The sequence below is a fragment of the Shinella fusca genome (assembly GCF_014203155.1).
Taxonomy (GTDB): Bacteria; Pseudomonadota; Alphaproteobacteria; order Rhizobiales; family Rhizobiaceae; genus Shinella; species Shinella fusca.
Genome location: NZ_JACHIK010000023.1, coordinates 25952 through 50922, shown reverse-complemented (window position 1 = coordinate 50922; position 24971 = coordinate 25952). Strand labels below are relative to the sequence as shown.

22 protein-coding genes are annotated in these 24971 nt (G+C 65.0%); 7 read left to right on the top strand and 15 right to left on the bottom strand.

Annotated features, from left to right (window positions below; genetic code table 11):
- Positions 1 to 303 precede the first annotated feature (303 nt).
- The gene (nhaA, locus tag HNQ66_RS21650) at positions 304 to 1509 is read left to right on the top strand and encodes a Na+/H+ antiporter NhaA (protein ID WP_184146669.1); all 1206 of its coding nucleotides are present in this window, start codon (positions 304 to 306) and stop codon (positions 1507 to 1509) included.
- A gap of 500 nt (positions 1510 to 2009) precedes the next feature.
- Here nhaA and HNQ66_RS21645 read toward each other — a convergent pair whose 3' ends face one another.
- Both HNQ66_RS21645 and HNQ66_RS21640 read right to left on the bottom strand, forming a co-directional pair.
- Entirely contained in the window at positions 2010 to 2897 is an 888-nt protein-coding gene (locus tag HNQ66_RS21645; protein WP_184146667.1) for a PfkB family carbohydrate kinase, read from the bottom strand.
- A gap of 202 nt (positions 2898 to 3099) precedes the next feature.
- Complete coding sequence (locus HNQ66_RS21640) at positions 3100 to 4188, bottom strand: LacI family DNA-binding transcriptional regulator (RefSeq protein WP_184146665.1); 1089 nt, start codon at positions 4186 to 4188, stop codon at positions 3100 to 3102.
- A 260-nt stretch (positions 4189 to 4448) separates the two neighbouring features.
- Here HNQ66_RS21640 and HNQ66_RS21635 point away from each other — a divergent pair, with 260 nt between their 5' ends.
- The 3 genes from HNQ66_RS21635 (at position 4449) to HNQ66_RS21625 (ending at position 7072) form a co-directional block, all read left to right on the top strand.
- Positions 4449 to 5294 (top strand): ABC transporter substrate-binding protein, encoded by an 846-nt coding sequence (locus HNQ66_RS21635; RefSeq protein WP_184146663.1) that lies wholly within the window; start codon positions 4449 to 4451, stop codon positions 5292 to 5294.
- Between the two features lie 66 nt (positions 5295 to 5360).
- Complete coding sequence (locus HNQ66_RS21630; RefSeq protein WP_184146661.1) at positions 5361 to 6284, top strand: amino acid ABC transporter permease; 924 nt, start codon at positions 5361 to 5363, stop codon at positions 6282 to 6284.
- On the top strand, positions 6284 to 7072 hold the full coding sequence (locus tag HNQ66_RS21625; protein WP_281396995.1) for an amino acid ABC transporter ATP-binding protein: 789 nt from the start codon (positions 6284 to 6286) through the stop codon (positions 7070 to 7072). Before HNQ66_RS21630 ends, HNQ66_RS21625 begins: the two co-directional genes overlap by 1 nt.
- 4 nt (positions 7073 to 7076) lie before the next feature.
- On the opposite strand, the gene HNQ66_RS21620 is transcribed toward HNQ66_RS21625, so the two are convergent.
- Genes HNQ66_RS21620 through HNQ66_RS21610 form a run of 3 tightly spaced genes read right to left on the bottom strand, consistent with a single transcriptional unit; the run spans position 7077 to position 9756 of the window.
- Positions 7077 to 8015 carry an ornithine cyclodeaminase gene (locus HNQ66_RS21620; protein ID WP_184146659.1) on the bottom strand — a complete coding sequence of 313 codons (939 nt, stop codon included), beginning with the start codon at positions 8013 to 8015 and terminating at the stop codon, positions 7077 to 7079.
- 10 nt (positions 8016 to 8025) lie between these two features.
- Positions 8026 to 8736, bottom strand: a complete 711-nt coding sequence (locus tag HNQ66_RS21615; RefSeq protein WP_184146657.1) for a GntR family transcriptional regulator — start codon at positions 8734 to 8736, stop codon at positions 8026 to 8028.
- 18 nt (positions 8737 to 8754) lie between these two features.
- Positions 8755 to 9756: an SIS domain-containing protein gene (locus HNQ66_RS21610; protein ID WP_184146655.1), complete on the bottom strand. Its 1002-nt coding sequence runs from the start codon at positions 9754 to 9756 to the stop codon at positions 8755 to 8757.
- 139 nt (positions 9757 to 9895) lie between these two features.
- Between HNQ66_RS21610 and HNQ66_RS21605 the strand changes: the two genes are divergently transcribed.
- The 3 genes from HNQ66_RS21605 (at position 9896) to HNQ66_RS21595 (ending at position 14407) form a co-directional block, all read left to right on the top strand.
- Positions 9896 to 11377: an FAD-dependent oxidoreductase gene (locus tag HNQ66_RS21605; protein WP_184146653.1), complete on the top strand. Its 1482-nt coding sequence runs from the start codon at positions 9896 to 9898 to the stop codon at positions 11375 to 11377.
- A 117-nt stretch (positions 11378 to 11494) separates the two neighbouring features.
- On the top strand, positions 11495 to 12334 hold the full coding sequence (locus tag HNQ66_RS21600) for a sugar phosphate isomerase/epimerase family protein (RefSeq protein ID WP_184146651.1): 840 nt from the start codon (positions 11495 to 11497) through the stop codon (positions 12332 to 12334).
- 9 nt (positions 12335 to 12343) lie between these two features.
- Positions 12344 to 14407 (top strand): oxidoreductase, encoded by a 2064-nt coding sequence (locus HNQ66_RS21595; protein ID WP_184146649.1) that lies wholly within the window; start codon positions 12344 to 12346, stop codon positions 14405 to 14407.
- Between the two features lie 26 nt (positions 14408 to 14433).
- On the opposite strand, the gene HNQ66_RS21590 is transcribed toward HNQ66_RS21595, so the two are convergent.
- The 10 genes from HNQ66_RS21590 to HNQ66_RS21545 form a co-directional block, all read right to left on the bottom strand.
- Entirely contained in the window at positions 14434 to 15498 is a 1065-nt protein-coding gene (locus HNQ66_RS21590; protein ID WP_184146647.1) for a c-type cytochrome, read from the bottom strand.
- Positions 15462 to 16103, bottom strand: coding sequence for a cytochrome c oxidase assembly protein (locus HNQ66_RS21585; protein ID WP_184146645.1), 642 nt, complete (start codon positions 16101 to 16103; stop codon positions 15462 to 15464). The genes HNQ66_RS21590 and HNQ66_RS21585 overlap by 37 nt, the downstream gene beginning before the upstream one ends.
- Positions 16100 to 16480, bottom strand: a complete 381-nt coding sequence (locus tag HNQ66_RS21580; protein WP_184146643.1) for a hypothetical protein — start codon at positions 16478 to 16480, stop codon at positions 16100 to 16102. The genes HNQ66_RS21585 and HNQ66_RS21580 overlap by 4 nt, the downstream gene beginning before the upstream one ends.
- A 3-nt stretch (positions 16481 to 16483) precedes the next feature.
- Positions 16484 to 19003, bottom strand: coding sequence for a cytochrome c oxidase subunit I (ctaD, locus tag HNQ66_RS21575; protein ID WP_184146641.1), 2520 nt, complete (start codon positions 19001 to 19003; stop codon positions 16484 to 16486).
- The gene (gene coxB / locus HNQ66_RS21570; RefSeq protein WP_246434373.1) at positions 19000 to 20034 is read right to left on the bottom strand and encodes a cytochrome c oxidase subunit II; all 1035 of its coding nucleotides are present in this window, start codon (positions 20032 to 20034) and stop codon (positions 19000 to 19002) included. The genes ctaD and coxB overlap by 4 nt, the downstream gene beginning before the upstream one ends.
- An 82-nt stretch (positions 20035 to 20116) precedes the next feature.
- Positions 20117 to 21340 carry a four-carbon acid sugar kinase family protein gene (locus HNQ66_RS21565; RefSeq protein ID WP_184146639.1) on the bottom strand — a complete coding sequence of 408 codons (1224 nt, stop codon included), beginning with the start codon at positions 21338 to 21340 and terminating at the stop codon, positions 20117 to 20119.
- 1 nt (position 21341) lies between these two features.
- Entirely contained in the window at positions 21342 to 22616 is a 1275-nt protein-coding gene (locus HNQ66_RS21560) for a ribulose-bisphosphate carboxylase large subunit family protein (RefSeq protein WP_184146637.1), read from the bottom strand.
- 2 nt (positions 22617 to 22618) lie between these two features.
- Positions 22619 to 23158 carry a VOC family protein gene (locus HNQ66_RS21555; RefSeq protein ID WP_184146635.1) on the bottom strand — a complete coding sequence of 180 codons (540 nt, stop codon included), beginning with the start codon at positions 23156 to 23158 and terminating at the stop codon, positions 22619 to 22621.
- Between the two features lie 9 nt (positions 23159 to 23167).
- Entirely contained in the window at positions 23168 to 24445 is a 1278-nt protein-coding gene (locus tag HNQ66_RS21550) for a TRAP transporter large permease (RefSeq protein WP_184146632.1), read from the bottom strand.
- Entirely contained in the window at positions 24442 to 24969 is a 528-nt protein-coding gene (locus HNQ66_RS21545) for a TRAP transporter small permease (RefSeq protein ID WP_184146630.1), read from the bottom strand. The genes HNQ66_RS21550 and HNQ66_RS21545 overlap by 4 nt, the downstream gene beginning before the upstream one ends.
- Between the last annotated feature and the right edge of the window lie 2 nt (positions 24970 to 24971).

The window sequence follows — 24971 nt, the reverse complement described above, 5'->3', positions numbered from 1 at the left end:
TTCCAGTTGATGAGAAGAGCCTAAGTTGCAGCAAGGAGAAGCCCATGAAACCATAGGAAGGAAAAGCAGACCGTGCCGCGGTCTGGACAGCAAACATGACTTATAGGATTCCGTCATCCGTCCGGACGTCGACTTCGTTTGACTGTTTGCCCGGTGGACTTTAAAGGTGCCTTCGGTTCGATCATGACTGGATTCAGACAGATATAGCCACTAAGTGTGAACGCGGCGTGTGCTGCGTGCGCTGCGGGTTCCCCGAAATCGACGGAGACTTCGATCAACCTTCCAGCGGAGGAGCGCGAACCCATGTCTTCACCGGTTCTCAAAGGCCGCATCCAGTCGACTCTTCGTCAGTTTCTCGATGCCGAGGCCTCAGGCGGCATCGTCTTGATGGCAGTTGCAGTTCTTGCCATTGTCACCGCGAACTCAGCCTTCGCGGAGGAATATTTCCATCTGCTCCACGCCTATATCGGGCCACTTAGCCTGCGGCACTGGATCAACGACGCCTTGATGGCCGTCTTCTTTCTGCTAGTGGGTCTTGAGATCAAACGCGAGATGCTTGACGGTCAACTGTCAACTTGGAGCCGACGTGTTCTTCCGGGCGCGGCGGCGGCGGGTGGTATGGCCGTGCCAGCGCTGTTCTTCCTCTATTTCAACTGGAGCGATCCGGCGGCGGTGCGAGGATGGGCTATTCCGACGGCGACGGACATCGCCTTTGCTCTCGGCGTGATCTCCCTGTTCGGCTCGCGCGTCCCGGCATCGCTGAAAATCTTCCTAACGGCGCTCGCCATTCTCGATGATCTCGGGGCGGTGGTTGTCATTGCTATTTTCTATACCGCAGATGTGAATATCATGGCGCTTTGTGCAGCCGCAGCGATTCTGGCCGCGCTTTATGGTCTCAACCGCATGAGAGTCACTACGCTCTGGCCCTATCTGGCGCTTGGTGTGTTGCTCTGGTTCCTTGTATTCGCTTCGGGTATTCATGCGACGCTCGCGGGCGTGATGTTGGCTTTGACGATCCCTCTGAAGGCGACGCCGGGCATGCCCGAGGCAACGCCTGCGCAATCGCCGTTACATAAGCTCGAACATACGCTTCATAAGCCGGTCGCATTCCTCATCGTGCCGATCTTCGGCTTCGCGAATGCCGGTGTCTCCTTTACCGGCGTGACCATGGACGTGCTGGGCGAACCGATCACGTTGGGCATTGCCGCCGGGTTGCTGTTCGGCAAGCTTATCGGTGTCCTCGGCACGGTCGCCCTTCTGGTCAAGCTCGATCTCGCGGACCTGCCGGCACAGGCGAGTTGGGGCCAGTTAATCGGGGTTGCCCTTCTTTGCGGGATCGGCTTCACGATGAGCCTGTTCATCGGCCTCCTCGCCTTCAGTGATCCAATCGTCCAGGACCATGTAAAGATCGGAATCCTGACGGGATCCGTGGCTGCTGGTGCACTGGGAGCTATTTTCCTCGGTCTGTTCGGCAGGCGAACGAAACGTGTTGATCTTCACGTACAGTAGATCTGTGCCCTATAGCCCAACTGCGGCGGTGCGCTTGAAAAGCGCACCTGCGCGCTGGACAACGTTAAGATTTCTTTCCAATGTACCTTCGTTGGGGAAGGATCACGCGATGGACGTCAGTAAGAACCTTGATGTTGCCACACGTTTCGGCACGGCGATCGGGATCGCGCTAAGCGCGGTTATCTATGGACTGGCGATCGGGCCACTGATCTATCACTACATGCGTTGAGACGATCGAACTGACGTGCCGTGCTGCGGCTTGATGCCGGTCCCAAGCCTGCTGGACAGCGGGAATCCATGGTGAAATGCTCCGTCGTGTGCACCGCACTGAATGCAGTGGCACATGGCGGAGCAGCTTCCCCAAAAGCGTGGTGCCAGGGCCAGGACGTCTGCGCGGTTTCCGAGGAAAACGCCTACGCGGCAGCATTGCATCCACAAGGTTGGCCCAAACAGAACGTTGCCCCACGAGGCCCGGTTCCAAGCCACTTGCGCTGCCGTTTTCAAACCGCCTCGGGCGCTTCCGCAGGGCGGGTAAAGCGGTAGACCTCCTCCAGGCTCATCATGTTCGACAGATCGATGGTCATGGTTGCCTGATGCCCAAAGGCGCCACGCATCAGACAGGTTTGCGCGGCAGCTTCCGTGGCCCTCTTCAAGACGGTCTCGGGCTGCAGATCGTTCAGCAGGCCGACGAGGACGTTGGCGATGTAGGTATCACCGGCGCCCAACGTGTCGACGGCGTCGACCGGTCGGGCCGGCATTTCAAAGACGCCGGTTTCGCCGACCAGAAGAGCGCCTTCGATGCCGCGGGTGACGAGGCTCCAACGGGCGCCGGCCGACCGGGCAAGCTGGGCGAGCGAGAGCGCTTCCGCGCGCGAGACGCCGCCCGCGGAGAAGGCAAGAAGGAAACAGTGCGGCGCCACAAGGGCGATGCGTCGGGGATCGTGCACAGTCGCGAGATCGTAGGAGACTTTCGTCACCTCAGCAAAGCGCGGCAGCCATGCATCGACATGGCTCGATCTGCCAGTGTGGACCGCATCGACTTCCTGAAGCCGCGCCAAATCCTTGTTTGTGGGCGCGATGATTGACACGCCGAGATTGGCCCCGACGAACACCCGATCACCGCCCTGCGTCTCGATCACGCAATAGGCGGTCTGTCCCGGTTCCATCCGCAATAGCGAGACGTCGACGCCTTCCTTGATCAGCGCCCGGCGGATAAGGCGGCCCGCCTCGTCTTCGCAGACTGCGCCGGCATAGGCCGCCTCGGCGCCCGCCCGGCGGGCGAAGACCGCATGATTCACGCAGTTCCCACCAGGAAACATCAGGTTCTGGTCGCGGTAGCAATCGACCACGTTGTCACCGAAGGCGAGGATTCTGACGGGGCGGGGCATCTGGCAGGCTCTCCTGAGACGAGGCTGAGAACGTTCTCTCACCTACAAGGCCGCGTCGCGAAAGGCAAATGATTTCGGCGGAAAAGGGCATTCGATTTGCTCGCGGGGCCAATCGAAGGGGCGGTTCCGGTGCCGCAGGTGATCGTTCGCGCATGAATATGCGCGGGAAAAGCGGAAAAGAATGGGCCGCGGCTTCGAGTAGTCAGAGCCGTGCGACGGAACCCCGTTCGATGAGTTCTGCAGGCATCAGCACGGTGCGCGGCGGATAGTCTTCGCCGCGAATGCGCTCCAGCAGCATCCGCGCGGCGGCCTCGCCCATAGCAAGGCGCGGCTGGGCGACGGTGGTGATGCCGGGCCGGTGGAAGCTCATCCAGTCGAGGTCGTCGAAGCAGATGATCGAGAGATCCTGCGGAATGGAACGCTTCAGTTCCACAAGCGCCCGCATGGTGCCTTCGGACATGGTGCCGTCGGTGGTGAAGAGTGCCGTCGGCGCATCGGGCGCCGTTATCAGCTGCGGGACGACCGCCTGCGCGGCGAGGGCCGAATAGCTGCCGGCCCTGAGCGTGAGCCGCGGATCGACGGGCAGGCCCTCGATCCTGTGCGCCCGGATATAGCCAAGAAGGCGCTGCCAGCTCGGATAGAGTGTTTCGCTTTCGATCGGATCGCCGGCAACGGCGCGCGCCAGGAACGCATCCAACCCGCCGCGCTCCTCGTCGACGAGTTCCGCCACGATGCCGATCCGGCGGTGCCCTGCCGCGATAAGATGGCGCACGGCCTGTTCGGCGGCGGCGATGTTGTCGGTCGCCACACGGTCCACCATCAGGCCGGCGACCGCGCGGTCGATCAGCACGAGCGGCACGCCCATCGCCCTGAGGCTGTGCAAGTGCCGCGCCCTGCGCGTGTCGCTGGGCGTGACGATCAGTCCGTCCACCTGCTTTTGCGCCAGAAGCTCGACCGAATGGACCTCCTTCGGCTGCGCTTCGTCGCTATTGGTGATCAGAAGGCCGAAGCCGTTGGCCTCGGCGACATTGGAAACGCCGCGCAGGACCGAGGCATAGAAGGGATTCTGGATATCGCCGGCCACGACGCCGAGCGTGCGCGTTTTGCCGGTGATGAGACTGCGGGCAAGCGCGTTAGGCCGATAGCCGAGATTCTGGGCGGCCTTGAGGACCTGCTCCTTCTTCTCCTCACTGGTATAGCCGTAGCCGCCGAGCACGCGCCCCGCCGTCGCCGTGGAAACGCCTGCTGCGCGTGCAACATCTGCGATCGTCGCCTTGCTTTTTGGAGCCATCAGCATTTCCCTCTCACATTCCGGGCCTGCCGAATGAGAATTTCATCATGCGGATCTCGCAAAAAATCGACAGTCTTTTTACAGGCATTACCAGATCGATGGCCGTTTTCAACGCCCTTTCCGAATCATTCCGCGCAAAACGGCGCTTGACGAGCGGGCGATGACTGTGTCTCATATGTGAGAACGTTCTCGCCATCATTAGCAAGGGAACCAGAGAACGAATCGCGGTCCCGCCGGGTCCGCACGACAAGGAGGATGTCATGTTCAAGTCTATTCTGGCCGGTTGTGTTCTAAGCGCGGTGCTGGCGATGCCGGCGCTTGCCGATGTCATCCCGGCCCTGCACGATGCCTTGCCGCAGGAATACAAGGACAACGGCATCAAGGCCGCGGTCTTCAACGACTGGGCGCCCGACGAATTCCTTGATTCCGACGGTCAGCTCAAGGGCTGGAGCGTGGATATCGCGAAAGAGATGGAGGATCGCCTGGGCGTGCCCTTCACCTTCGAGGGGACGAGCTTCGACGCCATCATTCCGGGTCTTCAGTCCAAGCGCTTCGACGCGGGCTTCTCGTCCTTCGGCACGACCGCGGAGCGCCTGAAGACGCTCGATTTCGTCTCCCAGCGCAAGATCGGGACCTCGTTTGCCTACCCCGCGGACAGCAAGCTCGACATCAAGGCCGCGACGGACACCTGCGGCCTGACGGTCGCGGTCTTGAACGGCTCGTGGGATCTCGGGCTCGTCGAAAGGCTGAATGCCAACGAATGCAAGGACCACCCGTTGACCGTGCAGACGCACGGCACGCAGGCCCAGGCCGAACTCGCCGTCCGCTCGAAGCGCGCCGAGGCGACCGTCGCCGGCTCCGTCAAGCTCGCCTACATGGCTAAGCAGACCGGAGACCTGAAGGTGTCCGAACTGGTCCTCTCGCCGGTGAATAGCTGCATTGGCGTGCGCAAGGGCGATCCGCTCGGTAAGGTCATGACGGATGCGATTCAGTCGATGATCGACGACGGCACCTATGAGAAGATCATGGCCAAGTGGGGTCTGGACGATTCCGGGATGCTGAGCAAGGCGCTCCTGATCACGGAAGAAAATCCGGCGGACCTCTAGAACCGTTCCCCGGCCCGGGATGACCCGGGCCGGGGCGGAGGCTTGCGACCGGCACAGGAAACGATGATGTCTGAAGAACCGCCCCACCGCCCCTCGATCCACGACGTCAAGCCCATCGCGGTGCCAAAGATCGGCCACTGGGTGGGCGGAGCGGTTATCACCGTCCTGGCGGTCGTCTTTGTGCAGGTGCTCGTCACCAACAAAAACATGCAGTGGGGCGTGGTTGCCGAATACATGCTGAGCCCCGCCATCCTGTCGGGCCTCGGCATGACGTTGCTCCTGACGTTCCTCGCCATGGTGCTCGGCCTTGCGATCGGCGTCCTGCTCGCCATCATGCGCCTGTCGGCGAGCCGCGTCTTCCAGGCCGTAAGCTGGGGCTGGATTTGGTTCTTCCGCGGCGTGCCGCCGCTTGTCCAGATGATCTTCTGGTACAACCTGGCGCTCCTTCTGCCCGAGATATCGATCGGCATTCCGTTCGGTGGGCCGAAGCTCATTTCCTGGAACACCAACCAGCTCATCACCCCGTTCAGCGCCGCCATCATGGGGCTCGCCTTCACCGAGAGCGCCTATGCCGCCGAGATGATCCGCGCCGGCATCCAGGCCGTCAGTGCCGGCCAGACGGAAGCGGCCGCGACGCTCGGCATGACGCGCGGCCAGACGCTGCGCCGCATCGTTCTGCCGCAGGCGCTGCGCATCGTCATCCCGCCCATCGGCAACGACACGATCTCGATGCTGAAGTTCACCTCGCTCGTTTCCGTGCTGGCGCTGCCCGATCTGCTCTATTCCGCCCAGATGGTCTATGCCCGCACCTACCAGACCGTGCCGCTGCTGATCGTCGCGACCATCTGGTATCTCGTGCTCACCACGGTCCTGACGGTGAGCGAGCACGCCGTCGAGCACCGACTGAAATCCGAACATCGCACCGGCGCGAAGAAGGCGGGCGGGCTCTTCTCCTTCCGGCTCTTCGCGCGCCAGCAGGAGGCCCTTTGATGAACGACCAGACGACTGCCGAGCCGCTGCTGAAGGTGGAGCGCCTACGCAAGAGTTTCGGCGCGCATGAGGTGCTGAGCGGTATCGATGTCGCGGTGATGCGCGGCGACGTGACCTGCATTGTGGGACCCTCCGGCTCGGGCAAGAGTACGCTCCTGCGCTGCCTCAACTATCTCGAAAAGCCGACCGGCGGTGCGATCTTCCTGCGCGGCGAGCCTGTCGGCGTGCGCTGGAAGGGCGACAAGCTCTACGAGATGAGCTTCAATGAGCTTGCCCGGCAGCGCCAGCGCATGGGCATGGTTTTCCAAGGTTTCCACCTCTTCCCGCACAAGACCGTGCTTGAGAACGTCATCGAGGCGCCGGTGCAGGTCAAGCGCGTGCCGCGCGGCACGGCGATCGAGGAGGCGATGGTGCTTCTGGAACGCGTCGGCATGGAGGAGCGCGCGGGCTACTATCCGGCGCAGCTTTCCGGCGGCCAGCAGCAGCGGGCGGCCATCGCCCGTTCGCTGGCGATGAAGCCGGATGTCATGCTGTTCGACGAGCCGACCTCGGCGCTTGATCCGGAACTCGTCGGCGAAGTGCTGGCCGTGATGCGCCAGCTTGCCGACGACGGCATGACCATGGTCGTCGTCACGCATGAAATGGGCTTTGCACGCGACGTCGCCGACCACCTGATCTTCATGGATGGTGGTGTGATCGTCGAAGAGGGCCGGCCGGTCGATGTGCTGACGCGTCCGCAGCAAGATCGCACACGGGCCTTCCTGGCGCGGGTGCTCGCCGACGCGTGAGGCGTCAGCCGAGCGTCTGCGAAAGCGCAGCGGCGGTGAAGAGGTCGAGATGCGCGCCGCCGTTGTTCTTGAACACGGTGATCTGATCGGCGCCGGTGCGGCCTTCGCTCCGGCCCTGGACAAGCTCGAAGAGATCGGCCTTCACGGCCTCCCAGGTGATCGCGCCCGATGCGACGGCCTGCGAGAGGTCGCCGCCGCCTTCCATGTTGTTGCGGCTGTCGACGAAGATCGTGCCGCGCGAAAGCGCCGCGTCGTCCGCTTCCCGCAGCGTCGGCAGATAGGCGCCGACGAGGTCGAGATGCGTGGCCGGCCGCAGGAGCGCGCCCTTGACCAGCGCCGTGTCCGACATGGTCACGCAGGACACGATGTCGGCGCGCGCGACCGCGCCGTCGAGATCTGTGCCGGCCGAGGCGTCGATGCCCTTCTCGCGCAACTGCGCCGCGACCGCCTCCGCCCGGGCCGCAGTGCGGTTCCAGATCGTAACCCGACGGAGCGAGGGCCTGGCCGCAAGATGCGCCTCGGCGAAATGCGGCGCGAGCGCACCGGCTCCGACGATCAGCAAATCCTCGACATCCTCCCTGGCCAGGATTGATGCGCCGAGCGCTGAATCGGCGGCGGTCTTGCGCGCGGTCATGGCCGCGCCGTCCGCGGCAAGCAGCGGTGCGCCGGTCGCCCCGTCGAAGAGCGCCACCAGTCCCTGGACGGCGGGTTGCGGCGGCTCGAGGGATGCGTTCTGCGGAAAGACGCCCACCATCTTCACGACGACCGGCCCGCCAGGCGCCCAGCCGGGCAGGGTGACGAACTGGGCCTTGCCGCCTGCCGGATCGGATTGCACGAGGACGTCCGAAGCCGGCATGGGCCCGAGATGGGCTTTGCGCAACGCCTCGATGAGGAAGGGCCAGTCAAGCGCCGCGTGGACGGCGGCGGCGTCGAAAACGTGCATGTCGAACCTTTCAGGTCTTGATCGTGTACGTGACCAGATGGCTTGGGGTGACGAGTTGCGACAGGGCGAGCGGGCGCCCCTCGCGGTCGGTGACGATCTTCTCTATCCGGTAGACCGGCTGAGCGGCCGTCACCGCGAGAATGCCGCGCTCGCCGGCGGAGGCGAGACCGACATCGATCTGCCGCTCCGCATGCGCCGGTACGATGCCGGCCTTGTCGCGGAGCGCCGTGAAGAAGGAACCGCCCGCCGCAACCGGCTCGACGATTTCGGGGAAACGCGCCGCGTCGAACCAGAGCGTCTCCAGCGTCATCGGCCTGCCGCCGTCCTCCAGCAGACGGTCGAAACGGATCAGGGCTGCGGCGCGCAGGCGCTCGCGGATGGCCGGCGCGTCGGGATTGTCGTCTCGGGCAAGGATGCGGTGGCCGGCCTTTCGCCCGAGACCGTCCATGGTCTCCGAAAAGCCGGAGAGCGAAACGAGCGTCTGCCGCACCTTGTCGGGCATCACCACGGTGCCGCGGCCCTGCTGGCGCTGCAGGCGGCCGTCGGCGCAAAGATCGCCGATGGCGCGCCGCAGCGTGATCCGGCTGACGCCGTAGAACGCCATCAGTTCGGGTTCGGCCGGCAGGAAGCTGCCTTCGGCGAACTGGCCGGCCTCGATGCCCGCCAGGATCGAACGCCGGACCTGTTCATAGAGCGGTAAAAGCTGTGCTTGGTCGTCCATCCGCCCTTCCAGGCCCGGTCAGTAGGCGATCTTCTTCATGTAGCGCCGCGCCTGAAGCATCTCGTGCTTGCGCAGGTCGGCGATCTTATAGGCGAAACGCCAGAGCGTGTCGAAGAAGATCAGCGGCACGACATTGCCCCGCAAGCGCGGATCGATGCCGGTGAGGTCGAGCTTCTTGGCGTCGAGGACCAGGATGTTCTCCGCCGAGCCGAAGCGGTGGAGGAATTCGTCGGCGCGCTCTTCCAGCGGCCGCGTGCTGTCGAGGCCCTTCATGAGGATGAAGGCGCGATCCTTGTCCAACACCTCGAAGGGGCCGTGGAAGAACTCGTTCGCGTGGATCGCCTGGCTATTGATCCACTGCATCTCCATGAGCACGCAGATGGCGAAGGAATAGGCCGCGCCGTAGCTCGCGCCGCTGGCGACCGTGTAGATCACGTCTTCCCCGGCGAAGCGCGGGGCGTAGTCCTCGAACATCGGCGCGAAGGCCGCCTGGGCGCGGTCGATGGCCGGCTGGAGTGCTTGGAGGCTTTCGATCAGCGTTTCCGTCAGGTCCTCGCCGCCGGTGAGCGCAACGAGGCCCATGACGATCTGGTAGATCCGCGAATAGTTGCTGTCCTTGGCGTCGATCGGCACGCCGGTCGTATAGGGCGCCTCGAAGCCGACGACATGGTCGACCGCCTTGGCGAGCGGGGAGGCGGGCTCGACCGTGAGGCCGATGGTCGCCGCGCCCTTCGCGCGGGCGAATTCGGCGGCGGCGGTGGTTTCCCTTGTGGTGCCCGTCATGGAGCAGAGGATGACCAGCGAGTTGCCGTCGAGCGCGCGCGGGGCGCGCGCCACGAACTCGGCGGCGTTGTAGACGTCCGACGGCAGCGCAGAATGCTGGTCGAGCAGGAACTTGGCCGGATGCATGATCGACAGCGAGCCGCCGCAGGCGACGAAGAAGACGTGCTTCACCGATTTCGCGTCGAGAGCGGAGAGCGCCGCGGCGACGCCGGCGTCGAAGGCGGAGGGCAGGGGCATGGTCGTACCTTTCTATATGACGTCATAATACGTATTATAATCCCGGTCGTCGCGTCAAGTGGGGTTGACACCGGCGACGAAATTTTGCGAACGTTCTCACATCAGGCATCGAAATCTACTGCCGAAGGCGGATCTGAACGTGACCCAGACTTACGACACCGTGGTCGTCGGCGGCGGCATCATCGCCGCGGCGGCCGGGCAGCATCTGGCGGCGGCGGGCTATCGCACGCTGCTCGTCGAACGCGACGATTACGGTGCGGGCACGACCAGCAAGACATCGCGGCTGCAGCATTGCGGGCTCGGCTATCTTTCGGCCGCCAGCGGATCAATCGCCGCCTTTCTCGCCCGGCCGAGAAGCGCGATCGAATGCTTCAGCCTCATGCGCCGCGCCATGCAGGGCCGGGCGGAGTTCGTCCGCACCGCGCCCGAGCGGGTGAGGCCCGTCACGTTCATCATCCCCCTGACGCAGGCGAACGGTGTTCCTCGCTGGAAGGCGCGGCTGGCCTTTTGGCTAATGGCGGCGAGCGACGGCGGCCGCGTGCCGCTCGACCTGCGCATCCTGTCCGCGTCGGAGGCACGGACGCATCAGGCGTTGAAAGGCATGGCGGGGCTCGAAGGCATCCGCGGCGCGATGACCTTCACGGAATACCAGTATCATTGGCCCGAGCGCATCGTCGTCGATACCGTGATGAAGGCGCGCGCGATCGGCATGGAGGCGCTGAACCACACGGCGGTGACGGCGCTCGCGCGCGAGGGCGACCTGTGGCGCGTGACGCTGACGGCGGCCGAGGGATCGCGCGACGTGCTGGCGCGCGCGGTGGTCAATTGCGCGGGCGTCTGGGTCGATGAGATCACCGCGCTCGCGGGCGCGCCGCATATTCGCAAGAACACCGGCGAGAAGGGCACGAACATCGTCCTGCGTCTGCCGGAGAGCCTGCGCGGCATCGGCTTCGAGACCGTCACCGCCGCGGGCGCGCCCTTCTACCTGATCCCCTGGGGCGAACTGCACTATGTCGGCCCGTGGGATTCCGCCTCGGACGGGAGGCCCGAAGGTTTTCGGGCCAGCGAGGCGGAGATCGCCGCGATCCTCGACCAGCTCGGACGGCTGTTTCCCGGTCTCTCTCCACGTCGCGAGGACGTGCTCTATTCCTGGGCCGGCGTGCGGCCGCGCAGCCTTGCAGGCGACGGCGAGGGCTCGGCGCCGGCGGTGCGGGAGCACGACCTCACCGACGAGGGACTGCCGAACGTCTTCACCTTTACGGGTGGCCTGCTGATGACTCACCGCGACGCCGGGCGGCGGCTCACGCGGGCGGTCTCCCGCCGGCTGAAGCCCTCCGGGCCGCCGCGCCCGCTCGATCCCGCCGCGCCATCTCTCGATGGTCTCGACGGCGTCACGGAAGCCTCCGTCAACCATGCGGTGCTGCACGAGCAGGCCCGTACGCTCTCGGACATCCTGCGCCGCCGCCTGTCCGTCGGATGGGAGCCGGATCTCGGTCTTCCTCACGCGGAAACCGCCGCGCGCCTGGCCGCCCGGCACCTCGGCTGGACGGAGGAGGAGAGGGCGGCCGAGGTCGCAGCCTTCGTCGCCGAAACCGCCCGCGAATTCGGTCTTCGCTCATAAGCGGAATAGGACGGCGAGGGGGATATCAACGTGCAATGCGAAGTGAGAACGTTATCATACAAGGCAGTGGAATTATCCTGAAATGGCCGCGGGGCGGCGACGAGCGGAGGAAATGCAATGGCACTCGACGAGCGCAATATCAGCGTGATGAACTTCCACTATGTCCGGCACACGATGGACCGCTTTCTGGCCGATGTGTGCGATGCCGGCGTCTCCCGCATCGAGCTCTGGGCCGCCGCTCCGCATTTCTATATCGGTGACAAGACGCTGGCCGAGGCGCGGGCGCTCGGACGGAAGGTGCGCGGCATGGGCCTCGACATCGTCGCCTTCACGCCGGAACAGTGCATCTACCCCGTCAACATCTCGGCGAAGGAGCGGGAATTGCGCGATCGATCGGTGCGCTATTTCCTGGAATCGATGGAATTCGCCGTCGAATGCGGCGCGCCGGCCCTGCTGGTGACGGCCGGCGGCGGCTACCGCGACGAGCCGGCCGCCGAAGCGCTGGAGCGTTGCGTCGATTCCATGGGCATCCTGTGCGACCGCGCGGCAAGGCTCGGCGTCGATCTCTGGATGGAGTCGCTGCCCGATTCCTTCGCCAACATCGTCCGCTCGGCCAAGGAGATCCGCGCCCTCATGGACACGCTCGCAAGCCCGGCGCTCCACGCCGTCTATGACGTAGCGGGCGCCGTAATGACGAAAGAACAGCCGGAAGACTATTTTACCCATCTCGCCGGCCGCATCGCCCATGTGCATTTCACTGACTCGGATGCCGACGGTAGCCATCTTGCCTGGGGCGAGGGCATCATCGATCTCGACGGGCTGGTCGCCTATCTGCGGAGCCAGAACTACGAGGGGGCGCTGACGATCGAGCTGACCAACTGGAAATACAATGTCGATCCCACCCCGCCCTTGAAGCGATGCGTCGAGGCGATGCGCAAGGCCCTCGGGCCGGCATAGGAGGGGAAGATGGACGACAGGACGCCATCCGGGAAACAGGTGCCGCCCGTGCGGGAAAAGGGTGACCCGCTATTGCGGCCGCTGCAGGTTGGCCGGCTTACGCTCCGCAACCGGATCATGAGCACCAGCCACGAGACCGCCCTCGACGAGGGCGGCCATCCGCTCGAGGCCTATCAGCGCTATCACGAGGAGAAGGCGAAGGGCGGCCTCGCGCTGACGATGTTCGGCGGCTCGGCCCGCATCTCCGCCGATACGAGTTGGGGCGGCACGCAGCTCGACGTATCGAGCGATGCGGTTGTTCCGGCGTTCCGGGCCTTCTCCGATCGCATCCACCGCCATGGTGCGGCGGTGATGTGCCAGATATCCCATGTCGGCCGCCGGGCGAATGCCACGGTCGGCGCCTGGTTGCCGGCGCTCGGCCCCTCCCATTCCCGCGAGGACTACAACCGCGCCTTCGCCCATGAGATGGATCGCCATGACATCGCGCGCATCGTGCGTGAATTCGGTGCGGCGGCCCGGAGGGCGAAGGAGGGTGGGCTCGACGGCATCGAGACCATGACGGGCGGTCATCTGATCGGGCAGTTCCTGTCGCCGCTCGTCAACCGGCGCACCGACGCCTTCGGCGGCTCGCTGGAAAACCGGATGCGGTTCCTGCGCATGGTCTACGAGGAGATCCGCACGGCCGTCGGGACGGAATACCCGCTCGGCATCCGCTACACGATCGACGAGGACCACGCGGACGGCCTGGGTTTCGCCGAGGCAGTCGCGATTGCCAACGTGCTGGAGCGTGAGGGCCTCGTCGATTTCTTCAACTGCATCTTCGGCCGCTTCGATACCCGCCTCAACCTCCTCGTTTACAACATCCCCGACATGACGGCCGCCTCCGCACCCTGGCTGCGCAGGGTCGGCGCGTTCAAGGCGGAAACGGGCCTGCCGGTGTTCCACGCGGCCAAGATCGCGGATGTCGCCACGGCGCGCTATGCCGTTGGCGCGGGGATCGTCGACATGGTCGGCATGACGCGGGCGCACATGGCCGATCCGCAGATCGTCAACAAGCTGCGCGCGGGCCGCGAAGCGGAGATCCGCCCCTGCGTCGGCGCCTCGCACTGTCTCTACCGCCCGGTGCACTGTATCCACAATCCGGCGACGGGACGCGAGACCTGGCTGCCGCAGGTGATCGAGCGCTCGGCGCACGCGGAACGCAGGGCGGTCGTCGTGGGCGGCGGGCCGGCAGGGCTGGAGGCTGCGCGGGTGCTGGCCGAACGGGGGCATCGTGTCGTGCTGCTGGAAGCAGCCGACCGGCTGGGCGGCCAACTCGTCCTTGCCGCCAAGGCCCGTCTCAGGCGCGATCTCGCCGGGATTGTCGACTGGCGTATCGCCGAACTGGAGCGGCTCGGCGTGGACGTCCGGCTCAACACCTTTGCCGAGGCGGCGGACGTTCTGGCCGAGGTGCCCGATCTCGTCCTCCTCGCCACTGGCGGCATTCCGGATTTCGGCCCCGTCGCGGGAAGCGAGCTGTGTCTCAGCGTCTTTGACGCGCTCGCCAACCCGGTGCAGGTCAACGGCGACGTGTTGGTCTACGACGCGACCGGCCGTCATCCTGCGCCCTCCGTAGCTGCCGAGATCGCCGCGGCCGGCAAGGCCGTGACCTTCGTCGCCCGCGATCCCTCCGTCGCGCCGGAAATGGAGCATCACTCCGGCATCACCTATCGCAAGGCGTTCGCGGAACACGATGTAAAGGTTCTGCTGGAATACGAGCTGGTTTCGGTCGCCATGCGCAACGGGCGGCGCGAAGCGGTGCTGCGCCACCTGCTGACCGGGCGGGAACGGCGCTCGATCCACGCGCAGGTCATCGTCGAGCACGGGACGATCCCGATGAACGAGCTCTTCGATGGCCTGCGGCCTCTCTCGTCGAACGACGGGGTCACGGACATCGTGACGCTTGTCGATCCCGCGCCCCTGCGCGCGCGGCCGGCGGCCGGTTTCGAGTTGCACCGGATCGGCGATGCGGTCAGCAGCCGCTCCGTCCACGCCGCCATGCTGGATGCGCTGCGGCTGGGCGTGCAGTTCTGAGGAGCATTCGTGCTCGGTCCTGAGCTTTATCGCAGGGCCGGCGCACGCATCCCGCTCGCGGAGAAATAAGCGGCCAGCGCCGCGATGTCCTCCTCTTCGAGATTGGCGGCCGCCCGCGTCATCAGTTCCCTGAACGGGCCCCCGCCGCGTGCCTTCCTGACGAAGAGCCGCATTTGATTGGCGAGATAGGCTTCAGCTTGACCGGAAAGGCGCGGGTAAGCCGGATTTGCGTCCCTCCTGTCGTGACAGGAGAGGCAGGCCGGGATGCGCCGCTCGGCGTCTCCCTTCAGGGCGAGCGCCTCGCCGCGCCGTATCAAGCTGTCCCGCGCCGCCGGTTGCAGGACGGTCGGCGGCAGGCTCGCGAAATGCCGTGCGAGGATATTGCGCTCCGCCTCGCTCAATCCTTCAATCGCCACGGCCATGATGCCGCTCGGTCGGGTTCCTTTCGCGTAGGCCGCGAGCGCCTGCTCGAGATAGGTCGATGACTGTCCCGCCAGATTTGGGATGAGGCTTCCGGCGCGAAGACGATCCGGCCTATGGCAGCCGTTGCAGGTCTCAAGCACTCGGTCTGTTTCCGCCGATTGCGTGGCCGCGTAACCCGCCAGCGCACGATAGCTCCCGGCATCCAGGTCGGGGTATCGGCGCAGGAACGCGACCATGGCCCAGACCTCGTCCTCGCGGTTTGCGACCGGCCAGGCAGGCATGCCGGTAAAGCGCACGCCATGCTGCACGATCTGGAAGAGTTCGGTATCTGCCCAGGACGCCACCTTGTCCTTCAGATCGGGTGGTGGAGGCAGCATCCTGCCGACACTCTCCGGTCGTTCCAGGGCGGGCGAGCCATGGCAAGGCACGCAGCCGGCCTCGAAATGGCCGGCGGCCATCGCCAGCATATCCTGTGTGAACTCCGGCACCTTCCTGCCAAGCGCGGCGGTGCGTACCGAGGAGCGCATGACCCAGTGCAGAAACCAGTCCGTCACTTTCCAGTGGCCCGTGCTCGCGCCGATGCCGATGACGCCGGACCAGGCGATCAGGAAGGCCGCCAGCGCGACGGCGACTACGAGGCCGGCAATATGCTTCCAGCCGATCGGCATCGCGCTTCGTCCTCCCTAAGCAAGCCGGCCAACAGAACGATGCCCCCAAGAAGATAGGCTAGCGCGCCGACCATCAGCATCACCACGCCGCCGATCTGCTGATCCGCGGCCGCGGGAAGGAGAATGCCAAAACAGGTAACATCGCCTACGCGATAGAGCGGACGCGGGGCGAGGGCGAGCAGCACGCCGAGAAGCGTCACGTGCATGGATGTGAACAGAAGGCCGATCGTGCCGGCCAGGCGCCCATCGCCCGGCCGGAAGCAGGCATGCCAGAGAATGACGCCTGCGACCAGGAAGCTCGCCTGTTCGAGGAGGGAAACGGCAAGGCTGGCATCGGCGATCTTTCTAAATGCGGGGAAATGCCAGAACCAGACGATAACGAGCTCGACGAGCGAGGCGAGCATCGGGCTTATCCGGGCCGCGCCCGCAGGCAGATCGAACCGCGTGCCGCGCACGCCATAAGCGAGTAGCGGAGCGACGACCGCGACGATCCCCATATGGACGATCATATGGAGGCCGAACGAGCCACCGCCGAAACCGCCAAGTAGCGTCGCGCCGAGCACCGCGAGAAGGATGAAACCGAGGATGCGTGCGATCCTCTTCATGGCTGGCACGTCCCGATGAACACGAGCGGCACGGAGACGAAGAGCACCGCTACGAAGCTGAGGCCGGAGAGGAGCAGCGTTGCAAATCCCTGGAAGAGCATGCGGTCTTTCCGGGTCGGCTCGTCGTGCGGCGGATCGCCGGACCCGAAGCCCCACTGCCGCCAGGCGAGAAAGGCGGAGAGCGCGATGCCGGCAAGGGCGGCCACGGTGACCGTCCCCAGCGCAAGGCGCATCGCCTCGAAGGAGAAGGGGGCTGCGCCCGCCTTCGCGCAGTAGATGGCGGCGGTGATGTAGCAGACGAGGAAATGCAATGCCCAGATGGTCGGTGCCGTGAAGAGGGTCCAGAGGCTCTCGATCTCCTTGGGAATCAGGCGCACGGATCACCTCAACACCGGAAAGAGGCCGAGGACGCTGAAGGACGTGACCGCCGTGACGACTAGGAAATGCCAGTAGAGTACGACATTGCGGAGGTCGATGTCATGGCGGGCGTCCATCCGTCCGGCAAGGCTACCCGCCAGGCAATAGAGCTGCATGACGATGCCGACGCCGCCATGCACCACCGTCCAGAGCGCAACGACCCAGACGATAGCCGGATAGACGTGCGCTGTCGGTTCCATGCCGGTGAGATAGGGGCCGGCAAGGCCAGAGCAACCCGCCGCAAGCGTCAGGAACAGGGAAACGAGGAGCGAAAGACGCGTGAGGCCCGGCCGGTCTTTGCCGTTGACCCAGCGCGCCAGCAGCATGGCCAGCCAGGCCAGCGTGAAGAGGCCGGCGGCAACGAGCGGCCAGAGCATGCCGGGCCCGGCATGGCCGGCCGTGAAATCGTCGTGGATGGTCCAGTAGAAGAAGTAGCCGAACATCAGGCTGGCATAGGCGGTGCCGTCGCCGGCCATGGTGATGAACATGGCCCACCAGCCGACCGATTGCGGGCCGGACATGTAAAGCGGCAAGGTCTTTCCCAGCCCGACATCGCGCATCTCTTCCCTGGGAATGGCGGCGGTGCCCGTCCAGAGCCAGGCAACGATGGCGGCAAGGGTGACCACCGCGCAGATCGCCGTCGTGATCCACCAGTGGAAGGTGAGCGCGATGAAGACGCCGCCGAGCGAAAAGGCGGCGACGATGGTGAGGACGGAGGTGCCGCCGACGCGCAGGCACTGGACAGGCTCTGCATCGAGCACCGAGGTGACGAGCGTTTCGCGCGCGCCGTCCTTCGCATCGGGCAGATAGTAGCGGCCCGCCTTGATATCGTCGTTGATGCCGGGCTGGTCCCAGATCGGATAGCGGCTCGTGATGATGGGGATGGAGCGAACACCCCACTTTTCCTCCGGCTCGCTGATCCATTCCAGAGTGCCGGCATTCCACGGGTTCTGCTCGCCCTTGGGTTGCCGGAGCTTCGGCCTCAGCACGTCGATCACCACCACGGCGACACCGCTGGCGAAGACGAAGGCGCCGATCGTCGAGATCAGATTGAACCAGTCCCAGCCGACCCCGGCGGGATAGGTGAAGACCCGCCGCGGCATGCCGCGCAGCCCGGCGAGATGCATCGGAAAGAAGGCGACGTTGAAGCCGACGAACATCAGCCAGAAGGCGGCCTTGCCGAGCCGGTCGGAGAGCTTTCGCGCGTTGAGCAGCGGATAGTAATAATAGATGCCGGCGACGACCGGGAAGAGCATGCCGCCGATCAGCACGTAATGGAGGTGGGCGACGATGAAATAGGTATCGTGCGCCTGCCAGTCGAAAGGGACCAGCGCGACCATGACGCCCGTCAGCCCGCCGATGATGAAGATCGCAAGGCCGCCCGCGCCGAACAGCATCGGCACGGAAAAGATCACGCGGCCGGCGAGCATGGTGGCGATGAAGACGAAGATCTGCACGCCGGTCGGGATTGCCACCGCCTCCGACGCGGCGGAGAAGAAGGCGAGCGATATCTGCGGCAGGCCCGTCGTGAACATGTGGTGCACCCACAGGCCGAAACTCAGGAAGCCGGTGCCGACGGCGGCGAGCACGATCCAGGAATAGCCGACGATGGGACGTTGCGCGAAGGTCGGCACGATCATCGCCATGAGCGCAATGGCCGGCAGGAAGATGATATAGACCTCAGGATGGCCGAAGATCCAGAACAGGTGCTGCCAGAGCAGCGGATCGCCACCGCGCGCCGCGTCGAAGAACGGCCAGTCGAACATCCGCTCCATCTCGAAGAGAATGTCGCCGGCAATCAGCGGCGGGAACGCGAAGAGGATCATGCCGGCGACGATGAGGAGATACCAGGCGAAGAGCGGCATCATGTTGACGCGCATGCCGGGTGCGCGGCACTTCATGATGCCGACGATCAGCTCGACGGCCGCAGCGATGGAGGCAACCTCGATGAAGGAAAGCCCGAGAAGCCAGATGTCGGCGCCGATGCCGGAATATTCCTTGTCGGTGGCGAGTGGCGGATACATGAACCAGCCGGTATTGGGTGCCGCGCCGAAGAAAATGGAGCCGCAGACGAAGACGCCTCCGAGGGTGAAGCTCCAGAAGCCGAAGGCGGAAAGGCGAGGGAAGGGCAGTTCCCGCGCGCCGAGCATGGAAGGCAGGAGGAAGATCGCCACCGCCTCGAAGATCGGCACGGCGAAGAGGAACATCATGACGGTGCCGTGCAGGGTGAAGGCCTGGTTGAATGTTTCCGCGGAGAGAAAGTCGTTATCGGGCACGGCAAGCTGCACGCGCACCAGAAGGGCGAGCACGCCGGCAAACAGCCTGAAGAAGAAGGCGGCCCCGCCATACCACAGGCCGATCTCGGTGTTGTTGACGGAGGTCCAGTAGCGCCAGCCGGACGGCGTTCGCCAGACCGCACGAAGCTCGGCTTCCTGAGACTTGCGTTCTTCCGTCGAAGGTTCGGGTCGGGCCGCGTCGGTCATTCGAGCGCCACGAGATATTCGGCGATGTCGGCAATGTCCTCGTCCGGCAGCATGTCGAAGGCCGGCATCTTCGCACCGGGCTTCACGGCAGCGGGATTGCGGATGAAGCGGGTTACGTTTTCGCGCGTATTGGCAAGGGTGCCGGCCCCGACCGTCTGGCGTTGGCCGAAAAATGTGAGGTCCGGTCCCAGGCTCGCGGGCGGCGTCAAGCCTCTTATGCCGTGACAGCCCGCACAGCCGTGATGTGCGAAGAGCCGTTCCCCTTCGCTCCCGCCCGACCTGTTGCCGGCGGTCTGTGCGCGCCGCCAAGCCGAGTAATCGGCGGGCTCCATGACGATCACGGAAAAGGCCATCAGCGCATGGGCGGTGCCGCAGAATTCCGCGCAGGGCGCGCGGAAGACGCCCGTTTTCGTCGGCAGAAGCGACAGCGTATTCGTGCGCCCGGGAATCATATCCATCTTTCCGCCGAGCGCAGGGATCCAGAAGGAGTGGATGACATCGGCAGCCTCGAGCGAGAAGGTGACACGCTCCCCCACGGGAAGGCGCATCTCGTTTGCCGTCTCGAAGGCAGGCATGCCACCGCCCGCCGGATAGCGGATGCGCCACCAGAATTGTTCGCCCGTCACCTCAATCATTTCCGGTTTCGTTGCCTGTCGCGCGAACCAGGGCCGGATCGCCGGCATCAGCCAGACGGCGTAGGCAAGCAGGGCGAGCAGTACGACGACAGGAAAGGCGACGCCGCCGAAGAGGATCAACCGGCCGGCCTCTTGCGCGGTCCATCGGGCGCTCCGCCGCCTTGCGGCGTGAAGAAGCAATCCCATGACCGCAAGCCAGATCAGCGTGCCGCCGACGACCATGAGGAGAAGGAGCCGGTAGATCGCGACCGCCTCTTCACCCGCGGGGGCGAGCGCCGACTGAACGCCGGAACAGCCGCTCAACGGGATCAGCAGGATGGGTAGCGCGCGACGGAAAATTGCTTTCGCTCCGGTGAACCTCCTGAAGCGATATGGCCCGATTTTGCGGATCGGCAAGGGTGGGTCGGAATGGCAATGGCGATCCTGCCGCGAGGCAGCCGTGCCTCAGCCAAGGTTGTCGGTCTGTCCGTCCGCGGAGCTACCGGGGAAATCGCGCCGCAAAGCGCTCGAACAGGTCGGTCGCACCGACCTGTCCGCCTTTCAGCAGGAGGACGGTTTCGTCGAGTGGGCTCCCGGTTGCATGTCCCCGGCAGACGGCGACGCCCGGGCCTGCGCGCTCGATGAATGAAAGACTTCTGAACCCGAGTTGTTTCACGAGCACGCTGGACGTGTCGCCGCCGGCGACCGCGATGCCGGCGACGCTGCACCGGCACAGGATCGACCCGGTCAGCCGGGCCAGCCAATCGGACAGTACGGCCGGAGTCCGGCCATAGTCGAGATTCGGCCTCAGGTGGATCATCACGTTCGCACCGGCTTCGATCCGGCCGGCGCATCGGCTTGCGAGCTCTTCCTGACGGCTGAGGTCCTCCCGCCGGAGCGCGAGACGTTCATAGCTATCGGCGGCCGCTACCTGAACCGCCGTCGCCGACGAGCGGCTGCCGGCTACGGCGAGGATCGGGCCGCGTTCCCACACAGCCGAGGCCGTGTTCGGTTCCGTCAAGGGATCCCCGGGAAAAAGCGCTTCGGCCGCGCTGCTGGCGCCGACAAGGAGTAGTGGTCCTTCTTGATCGTCGATTTCCGCCAGCCGTTTCCCGAGGCGGTCGATATCCGGCTGTTCGATTGCGTCGATCAGGGTTCGGCCCGTTTTCAGGGCGGTGTCCAACGTCTTGCGGCCCGTCAGGGAAAGACCTTCCACGCCTTGTTTGGCCAGGTGAACCCGCAAGTCCGCCTCGTCCATCGGCGTGACCGGGTGACGGCTCATGATGGGGTGCCGGTCGATCCGATACACCTCACCGTCCGGCGCGCGCGCGAAGAGCGTCCCGAAGAGGCAGTAGCGTCCGAGACTCGGCTGACCGCCGACCACGATCGTGCGTGACGGGGCAAGCGTCGCTTCAAGCGTCTTCACGGCAGCGCCGATGCTACCGGTCTGCGGCGCCGAATCGAACGTCGAGCAGATCTTGTAGTGCACGAACCGTGGTGAAAGCGCGCGCAGGGCAGGCGCCATCGCACCCAGCCGCGTGGCAATGTCCTCGGGCGACCGGGCTCTGAGATCGGTCGCTATTCCAACGGCGTCGAGGCCTGCGGTCTCCTCGGCCTTCGGCATGTCCAGGAACAGGCGCGCCTTCGCGCCGCGCTCCGAAAGCGTCGCCAGCGTGTCCGACGCGCCCGTGAAGTCGTCGCCGATGAACACGATCCGCGCCATTCTAGGAACCGAAGAATCGCAGGGCGGCCGCAAGTTCGCTCTGCGAAGATGAGGCGCTTTCAAGGGTTTGGCCGAGGCAGATGGCGTCCCAGGCCTGGCGCAGGCTACGGACGCCGGCAGCCGGGCCGTCGGGATGGGCGAGAATGCCGCCGCCCGCCATGAACATGAAGTCGGCGGAGCCCGCCGCATCGAGCGTCACCGGCAAGGTGCCGGCCCACTGGCCGGACGAAAACGCCGGCATGACGATATCGCCGTCGCCGGAAGCGTCGGCCGCCAGCGGCTGAAGGCAGCGGCGCGCCGCGGCTTTCACCTCTTCCGCCGCGTCGGAGAATTTTCCGCCGATGCCGTGGACGTGCATATGGTCGACGCCGGCAAGCCGGTAGAGCGCCTGATAGGCGTCGAAGCCGATGCCAAGCGCCGGGTGGCGGGCGAGGGCGCCGTAGCCGTTGCGGTGGCCGTGGACGGCCAGCCCTGTCGCGCGGCGCAATGTCTGCATCCCGGATAGGCCGCACCAGTTGAGGCTTGCCATGACGCAGGAACCGCCTTCCTGCTCGACCAGATCGGCATGGCGGCGCATCGCGTCGGTCTCGTCGGTGATGTTGAAGGCAACCATCACATGCTTGCCGGTTCTGTCCCGGTGCGCCCGGATCTTGGCCATCACGGCTGGCACGCGCTCGGCAATCGGGGCATGGTCCGGATTGGCGCAGACCTCGTCGTCCTTGATGAAGTCGATGCCGGCCTCACACAGAAGCTCCGCGACATCGGCGATCTCGTGCGAGCGCATGCCGACATTGGGCTTGATGATCGTGCCGAATAGCGGCCGGTCATGGACATCGGTTGCGCGGCGCGTTCCGGAAACTCCCATGGCCGGCTGCTCGAAGCGGTTGCGATAGGCCTGTGGCAGCGCGACGTCGATGAGCTTCAGGCCGGTCACCTCGCCGAGATCGTAGAGATTTCCGGAAACGGTCGCTGCAAGCGTCGGCAGGCTGGCGCCAATATTCGCCATGGGAAAGGCGACACGCACATGGGCGCGCCGCCAGGGCCCGCCGATGGCCTTGCGCTCGAGATAGGCGCTTGCAAGGCTGGGCACTTGGGCAGGCTCCAGCTCCTTGATGGAAAGGACCTCGGCGGCGGCGCGCTCGCGCAATTCGTCGGTCTCGTTGGCGACGCGCACGAAGGTGCCGCTCGACTGCTCGCCGGCCATGATGTCGGCGATCCTGCGAGGATCGAGCGGCGTCTCTATCAGGTAGGACGCCTCTATGCGTTCGGCGCTCATGCTCAGATCGCCGACAGGTCGGGGAAGGGCCTGACGGCGTCGCTGCCGTCCCAACCTTCCGATGCCGCGCGAATGAGGTCGAACATGCGGCCCTTCGGCCCCATGACCTCCGAGAGCTCGATCACCGTGCCCGGGTGGGCCTCGCGGTCGAAATAGCAGAAGCGCCCGTTCTCCCCGACCTTGCCGCTCATCCTGACCTTGAAGCCTTCGGCTTCCATCGCCGCGAGGTCGGTATCGTATTGCTGCGTCCAGTAGGCGACATGCTGAAGCCCGCGATGGCCCGCCTGCCGAAAGTCGCGATACATCGACGGCGCGTCGTTGCGGCACTGGATCAGCTCGACCTGGACATAACCACTGTTGGCGAGCGCCACCGAATTATGCACGTCGTAGGATTTGCCGTCGTAGCGGTAATCCTCGATCGGCACGCGCGGATTGTAGTACCAGGGACCGACGCCCATCACGTCGTACCAGTGCTTCATTGCCGCTTCGATGTCGTCGACGACGTAGCCGAGCTGGCGGATTGGCCCGAGAAATTTGCTCATGGAAGTGTCCTATTGAGAAATGAGATGCGGTAGCCAGGTGGACACCGCGGGTACGACCGTGACCACAAGCAGCGATAGGATCAGCGGGATGAAGAATGGCAGGACGCCGCGCACCACCGAATGAACCGGCATCCTGGCAATGATCGACACCATGTAGAGGCTCATGCCCACCGGCGGCGTCAGCAGGCCAACCATCAGGTTGAGCACGAAGACAATGCCGAGCTGGAGTGGATCGACGCCTGCCGCATGCAGGGTGGGTGCGACGATCGGCGCGATGATGAGGATGGCGGCAATCGATTCCAGGAACATCCCGACGATCAGCAGCAGCAGGTTGACCATCAGCAGCAGCACGAAAGGGCTGTCGGAAAGGCCGAGCAGCAGGGCGCCGGCCTTGGCGGGCACCTGGTCGAGCGTCAGCACCCAGGCGAACACGGCGGCCGTCGAGACGATGAAGAGGATGCTGGCGGTCGCCTCGACCGTCTCCCTCAAACCGTCCAGGATCGCCTTCAGCGTGAGCGAACGGTAGATGAAGGCGCCGATGAGGAGCGCATAGGCGACGGTCACGCCGGCGACTTCCGTCGGGCCGAAATAGCCGCTGAGCAGGCCGCCGATCAGAATAAGCGGCGCAAGCAGCGCGGGGAAGGAGATCACGGCTTTTGCGGCGACCTCACGCACCGTCGGCTTCACGGTATCGCGGGGCAGGTCGTAAAGGCGCGCCATCACGGCGACCTGAAGCATGAGGAACAGGGTGATCAGGATCGCGGGAACGACGCCGGCGATGAGCAGTTGAACCGCCGAAACGTTGGTGACGCTGGCATAGATGATGATCGGAATGGATGGCGGGAAGATCGGGCCGATCGTCGCCGCGGCGATGGTCAGGCCTGCCGCGAAGTTCTTCTTGTAGCCCTGCCGGACCATCTCGTCGATCTGAATCCTGCCGAGCGCGCCGATGTCGGCCAGCGCCGCTCCGGAAACGCCGGAGAAGATGAGGCTCACGAGGATGGCCACTTGGGCGAAGGAGCCGCGGATGCGCCCGACCAGCATGCGGATCAGGTCGAAGATGTGTTGTGTCACGCCGATCGCGCTCAGCAGACTCGCGGCCAGGATGAACAGCGGCACCGCCAGCAGCGGCGTTGAGTCGAGCGCGTTGACGCCACGCTGTGCGAGCACATGGATCGGCAGTCCGTAGGCGAGGATCGTGATCGCCGACGACAGGCCAAGCGCGACCGCGATCGGCGCGCCCACGATGAGCGCGGCGGCGAAGAGGGCGATGAGGAGCAGGCTCATGACGGCGAAACCCCGGGCTCATCGTGTGACAGGTGGGCGCCGCGCAGCAGGGCTGCTATCCGGGAGACGGTGATGATCGTGAGTAGCGCCAGTGCGATCGCCGCCGGCGTGTAGTAGACCCAGTTCGGAATGCCGAGGGTGGGCGTGGCGAACTTCCAGGCGCGCGACAGGAAGGCGTAGATCGACCACACGGAGATTGCGCCGAAGGCAAGGACCATGATCTCGACAATCAGGGCGCAGGCCCGCCGGCCGGCGGGCGGCAGCATGGTCGGCACCATGTCGACGGCGACATGGCTGCCGCGCAGTGCCAACAGCGGCACGCCGAGGAAGACGAGCGCCACGCCGCAGAAGCGCGAAAGCTCGTCTGCCCAGGGCATGCCGAGGTCGAAGAGGTTCCGGCCCAGGACCTGAGCGACGATGAGTATGCTCATCATGGCAAGCAGGAGGATACCGAGATTGAGGCAAGCCCTGGATATGGTCGCCAATAACCTGCCGCCCGGCATGCCTGCCGTTTCGTTCATCATCT

Excerpts from the sequence above, each read along its gene's own strand:
- nhaA (WP_184146669.1), top strand. The coding sequence starts at position 304 with ATGTCTTCACCGGTTCTCAAAGGCCGCATCCAGTCGACTCTTCGTCAG.
- HNQ66_RS21645 (WP_184146667.1), bottom strand. The coding sequence starts at position 2,897 with ATGCCCCGCCCCGTCAGAATCCTCGCCTTCGGTGACAACGTGGTCGAT.
- HNQ66_RS21640 (WP_184146665.1), bottom strand. The coding sequence starts at position 4,188 with ATGGCTCCAAAAAGCAAGGCGACGATCGCAGATGTTGCACGCGCAGCA.
- HNQ66_RS21635 (WP_184146663.1), top strand. The coding sequence starts at position 4,449 with ATGTTCAAGTCTATTCTGGCCGGTTGTGTTCTAAGCGCGGTGCTGGCG.
- HNQ66_RS21630 (WP_184146661.1), top strand. The coding sequence starts at position 5,361 with ATGTCTGAAGAACCGCCCCACCGCCCCTCGATCCACGACGTCAAGCCC.
- HNQ66_RS21625 (WP_281396995.1), top strand. The coding sequence starts at position 6,284 with ATGAACGACCAGACGACTGCCGAGCCGCTGCTGAAGGTGGAGCGCCTA.
- HNQ66_RS21620 (WP_184146659.1), bottom strand. The coding sequence starts at position 8,015 with ATGCACGTTTTCGACGCCGCCGCCGTCCACGCGGCGCTTGACTGGCCC.
- HNQ66_RS21615 (WP_184146657.1), bottom strand. The coding sequence starts at position 8,736 with ATGGACGACCAAGCACAGCTTTTACCGCTCTATGAACAGGTCCGGCGT.
- HNQ66_RS21610 (WP_184146655.1), bottom strand. The coding sequence starts at position 9,756 with ATGCCCCTGCCCTCCGCCTTCGACGCCGGCGTCGCCGCGGCGCTCTCC.
- HNQ66_RS21600 (WP_184146651.1), top strand. The coding sequence starts at position 11,495 with ATGGCACTCGACGAGCGCAATATCAGCGTGATGAACTTCCACTATGTC.
- HNQ66_RS21595 (WP_184146649.1), top strand. The coding sequence starts at position 12,344 with ATGGACGACAGGACGCCATCCGGGAAACAGGTGCCGCCCGTGCGGGAA.
- HNQ66_RS21590 (WP_184146647.1), bottom strand. The coding sequence starts at position 15,498 with ATGCCGATCGGCTGGAAGCATATTGCCGGCCTCGTAGTCGCCGTCGCG.
- HNQ66_RS21585 (WP_184146645.1), bottom strand. The coding sequence starts at position 16,103 with ATGAAGAGGATCGCACGCATCCTCGGTTTCATCCTTCTCGCGGTGCTC.
- ctaD (WP_184146641.1), bottom strand. The coding sequence starts at position 19,003 with ATGACCGACGCGGCCCGACCCGAACCTTCGACGGAAGAACGCAAGTCT.
- HNQ66_RS21565 (WP_184146639.1), bottom strand. The coding sequence starts at position 21,340 with ATGGCGCGGATCGTGTTCATCGGCGACGACTTCACGGGCGCGTCGGAC.
- HNQ66_RS21560 (WP_184146637.1), bottom strand. The coding sequence starts at position 22,616 with ATGAGCGCCGAACGCATAGAGGCGTCCTACCTGATAGAGACGCCGCTC.
- HNQ66_RS21555 (WP_184146635.1), bottom strand. The coding sequence starts at position 23,158 with ATGAGCAAATTTCTCGGGCCAATCCGCCAGCTCGGCTACGTCGTCGAC.
- HNQ66_RS21550 (WP_184146632.1), bottom strand. The coding sequence starts at position 24,445 with ATGAGCCTGCTCCTCATCGCCCTCTTCGCCGCCGCGCTCATCGTGGGC.
- HNQ66_RS21545 (WP_184146630.1), bottom strand. The coding sequence starts at position 24,969 with ATGATGAACGAAACGGCAGGCATGCCGGGCGGCAGGTTATTGGCGACC.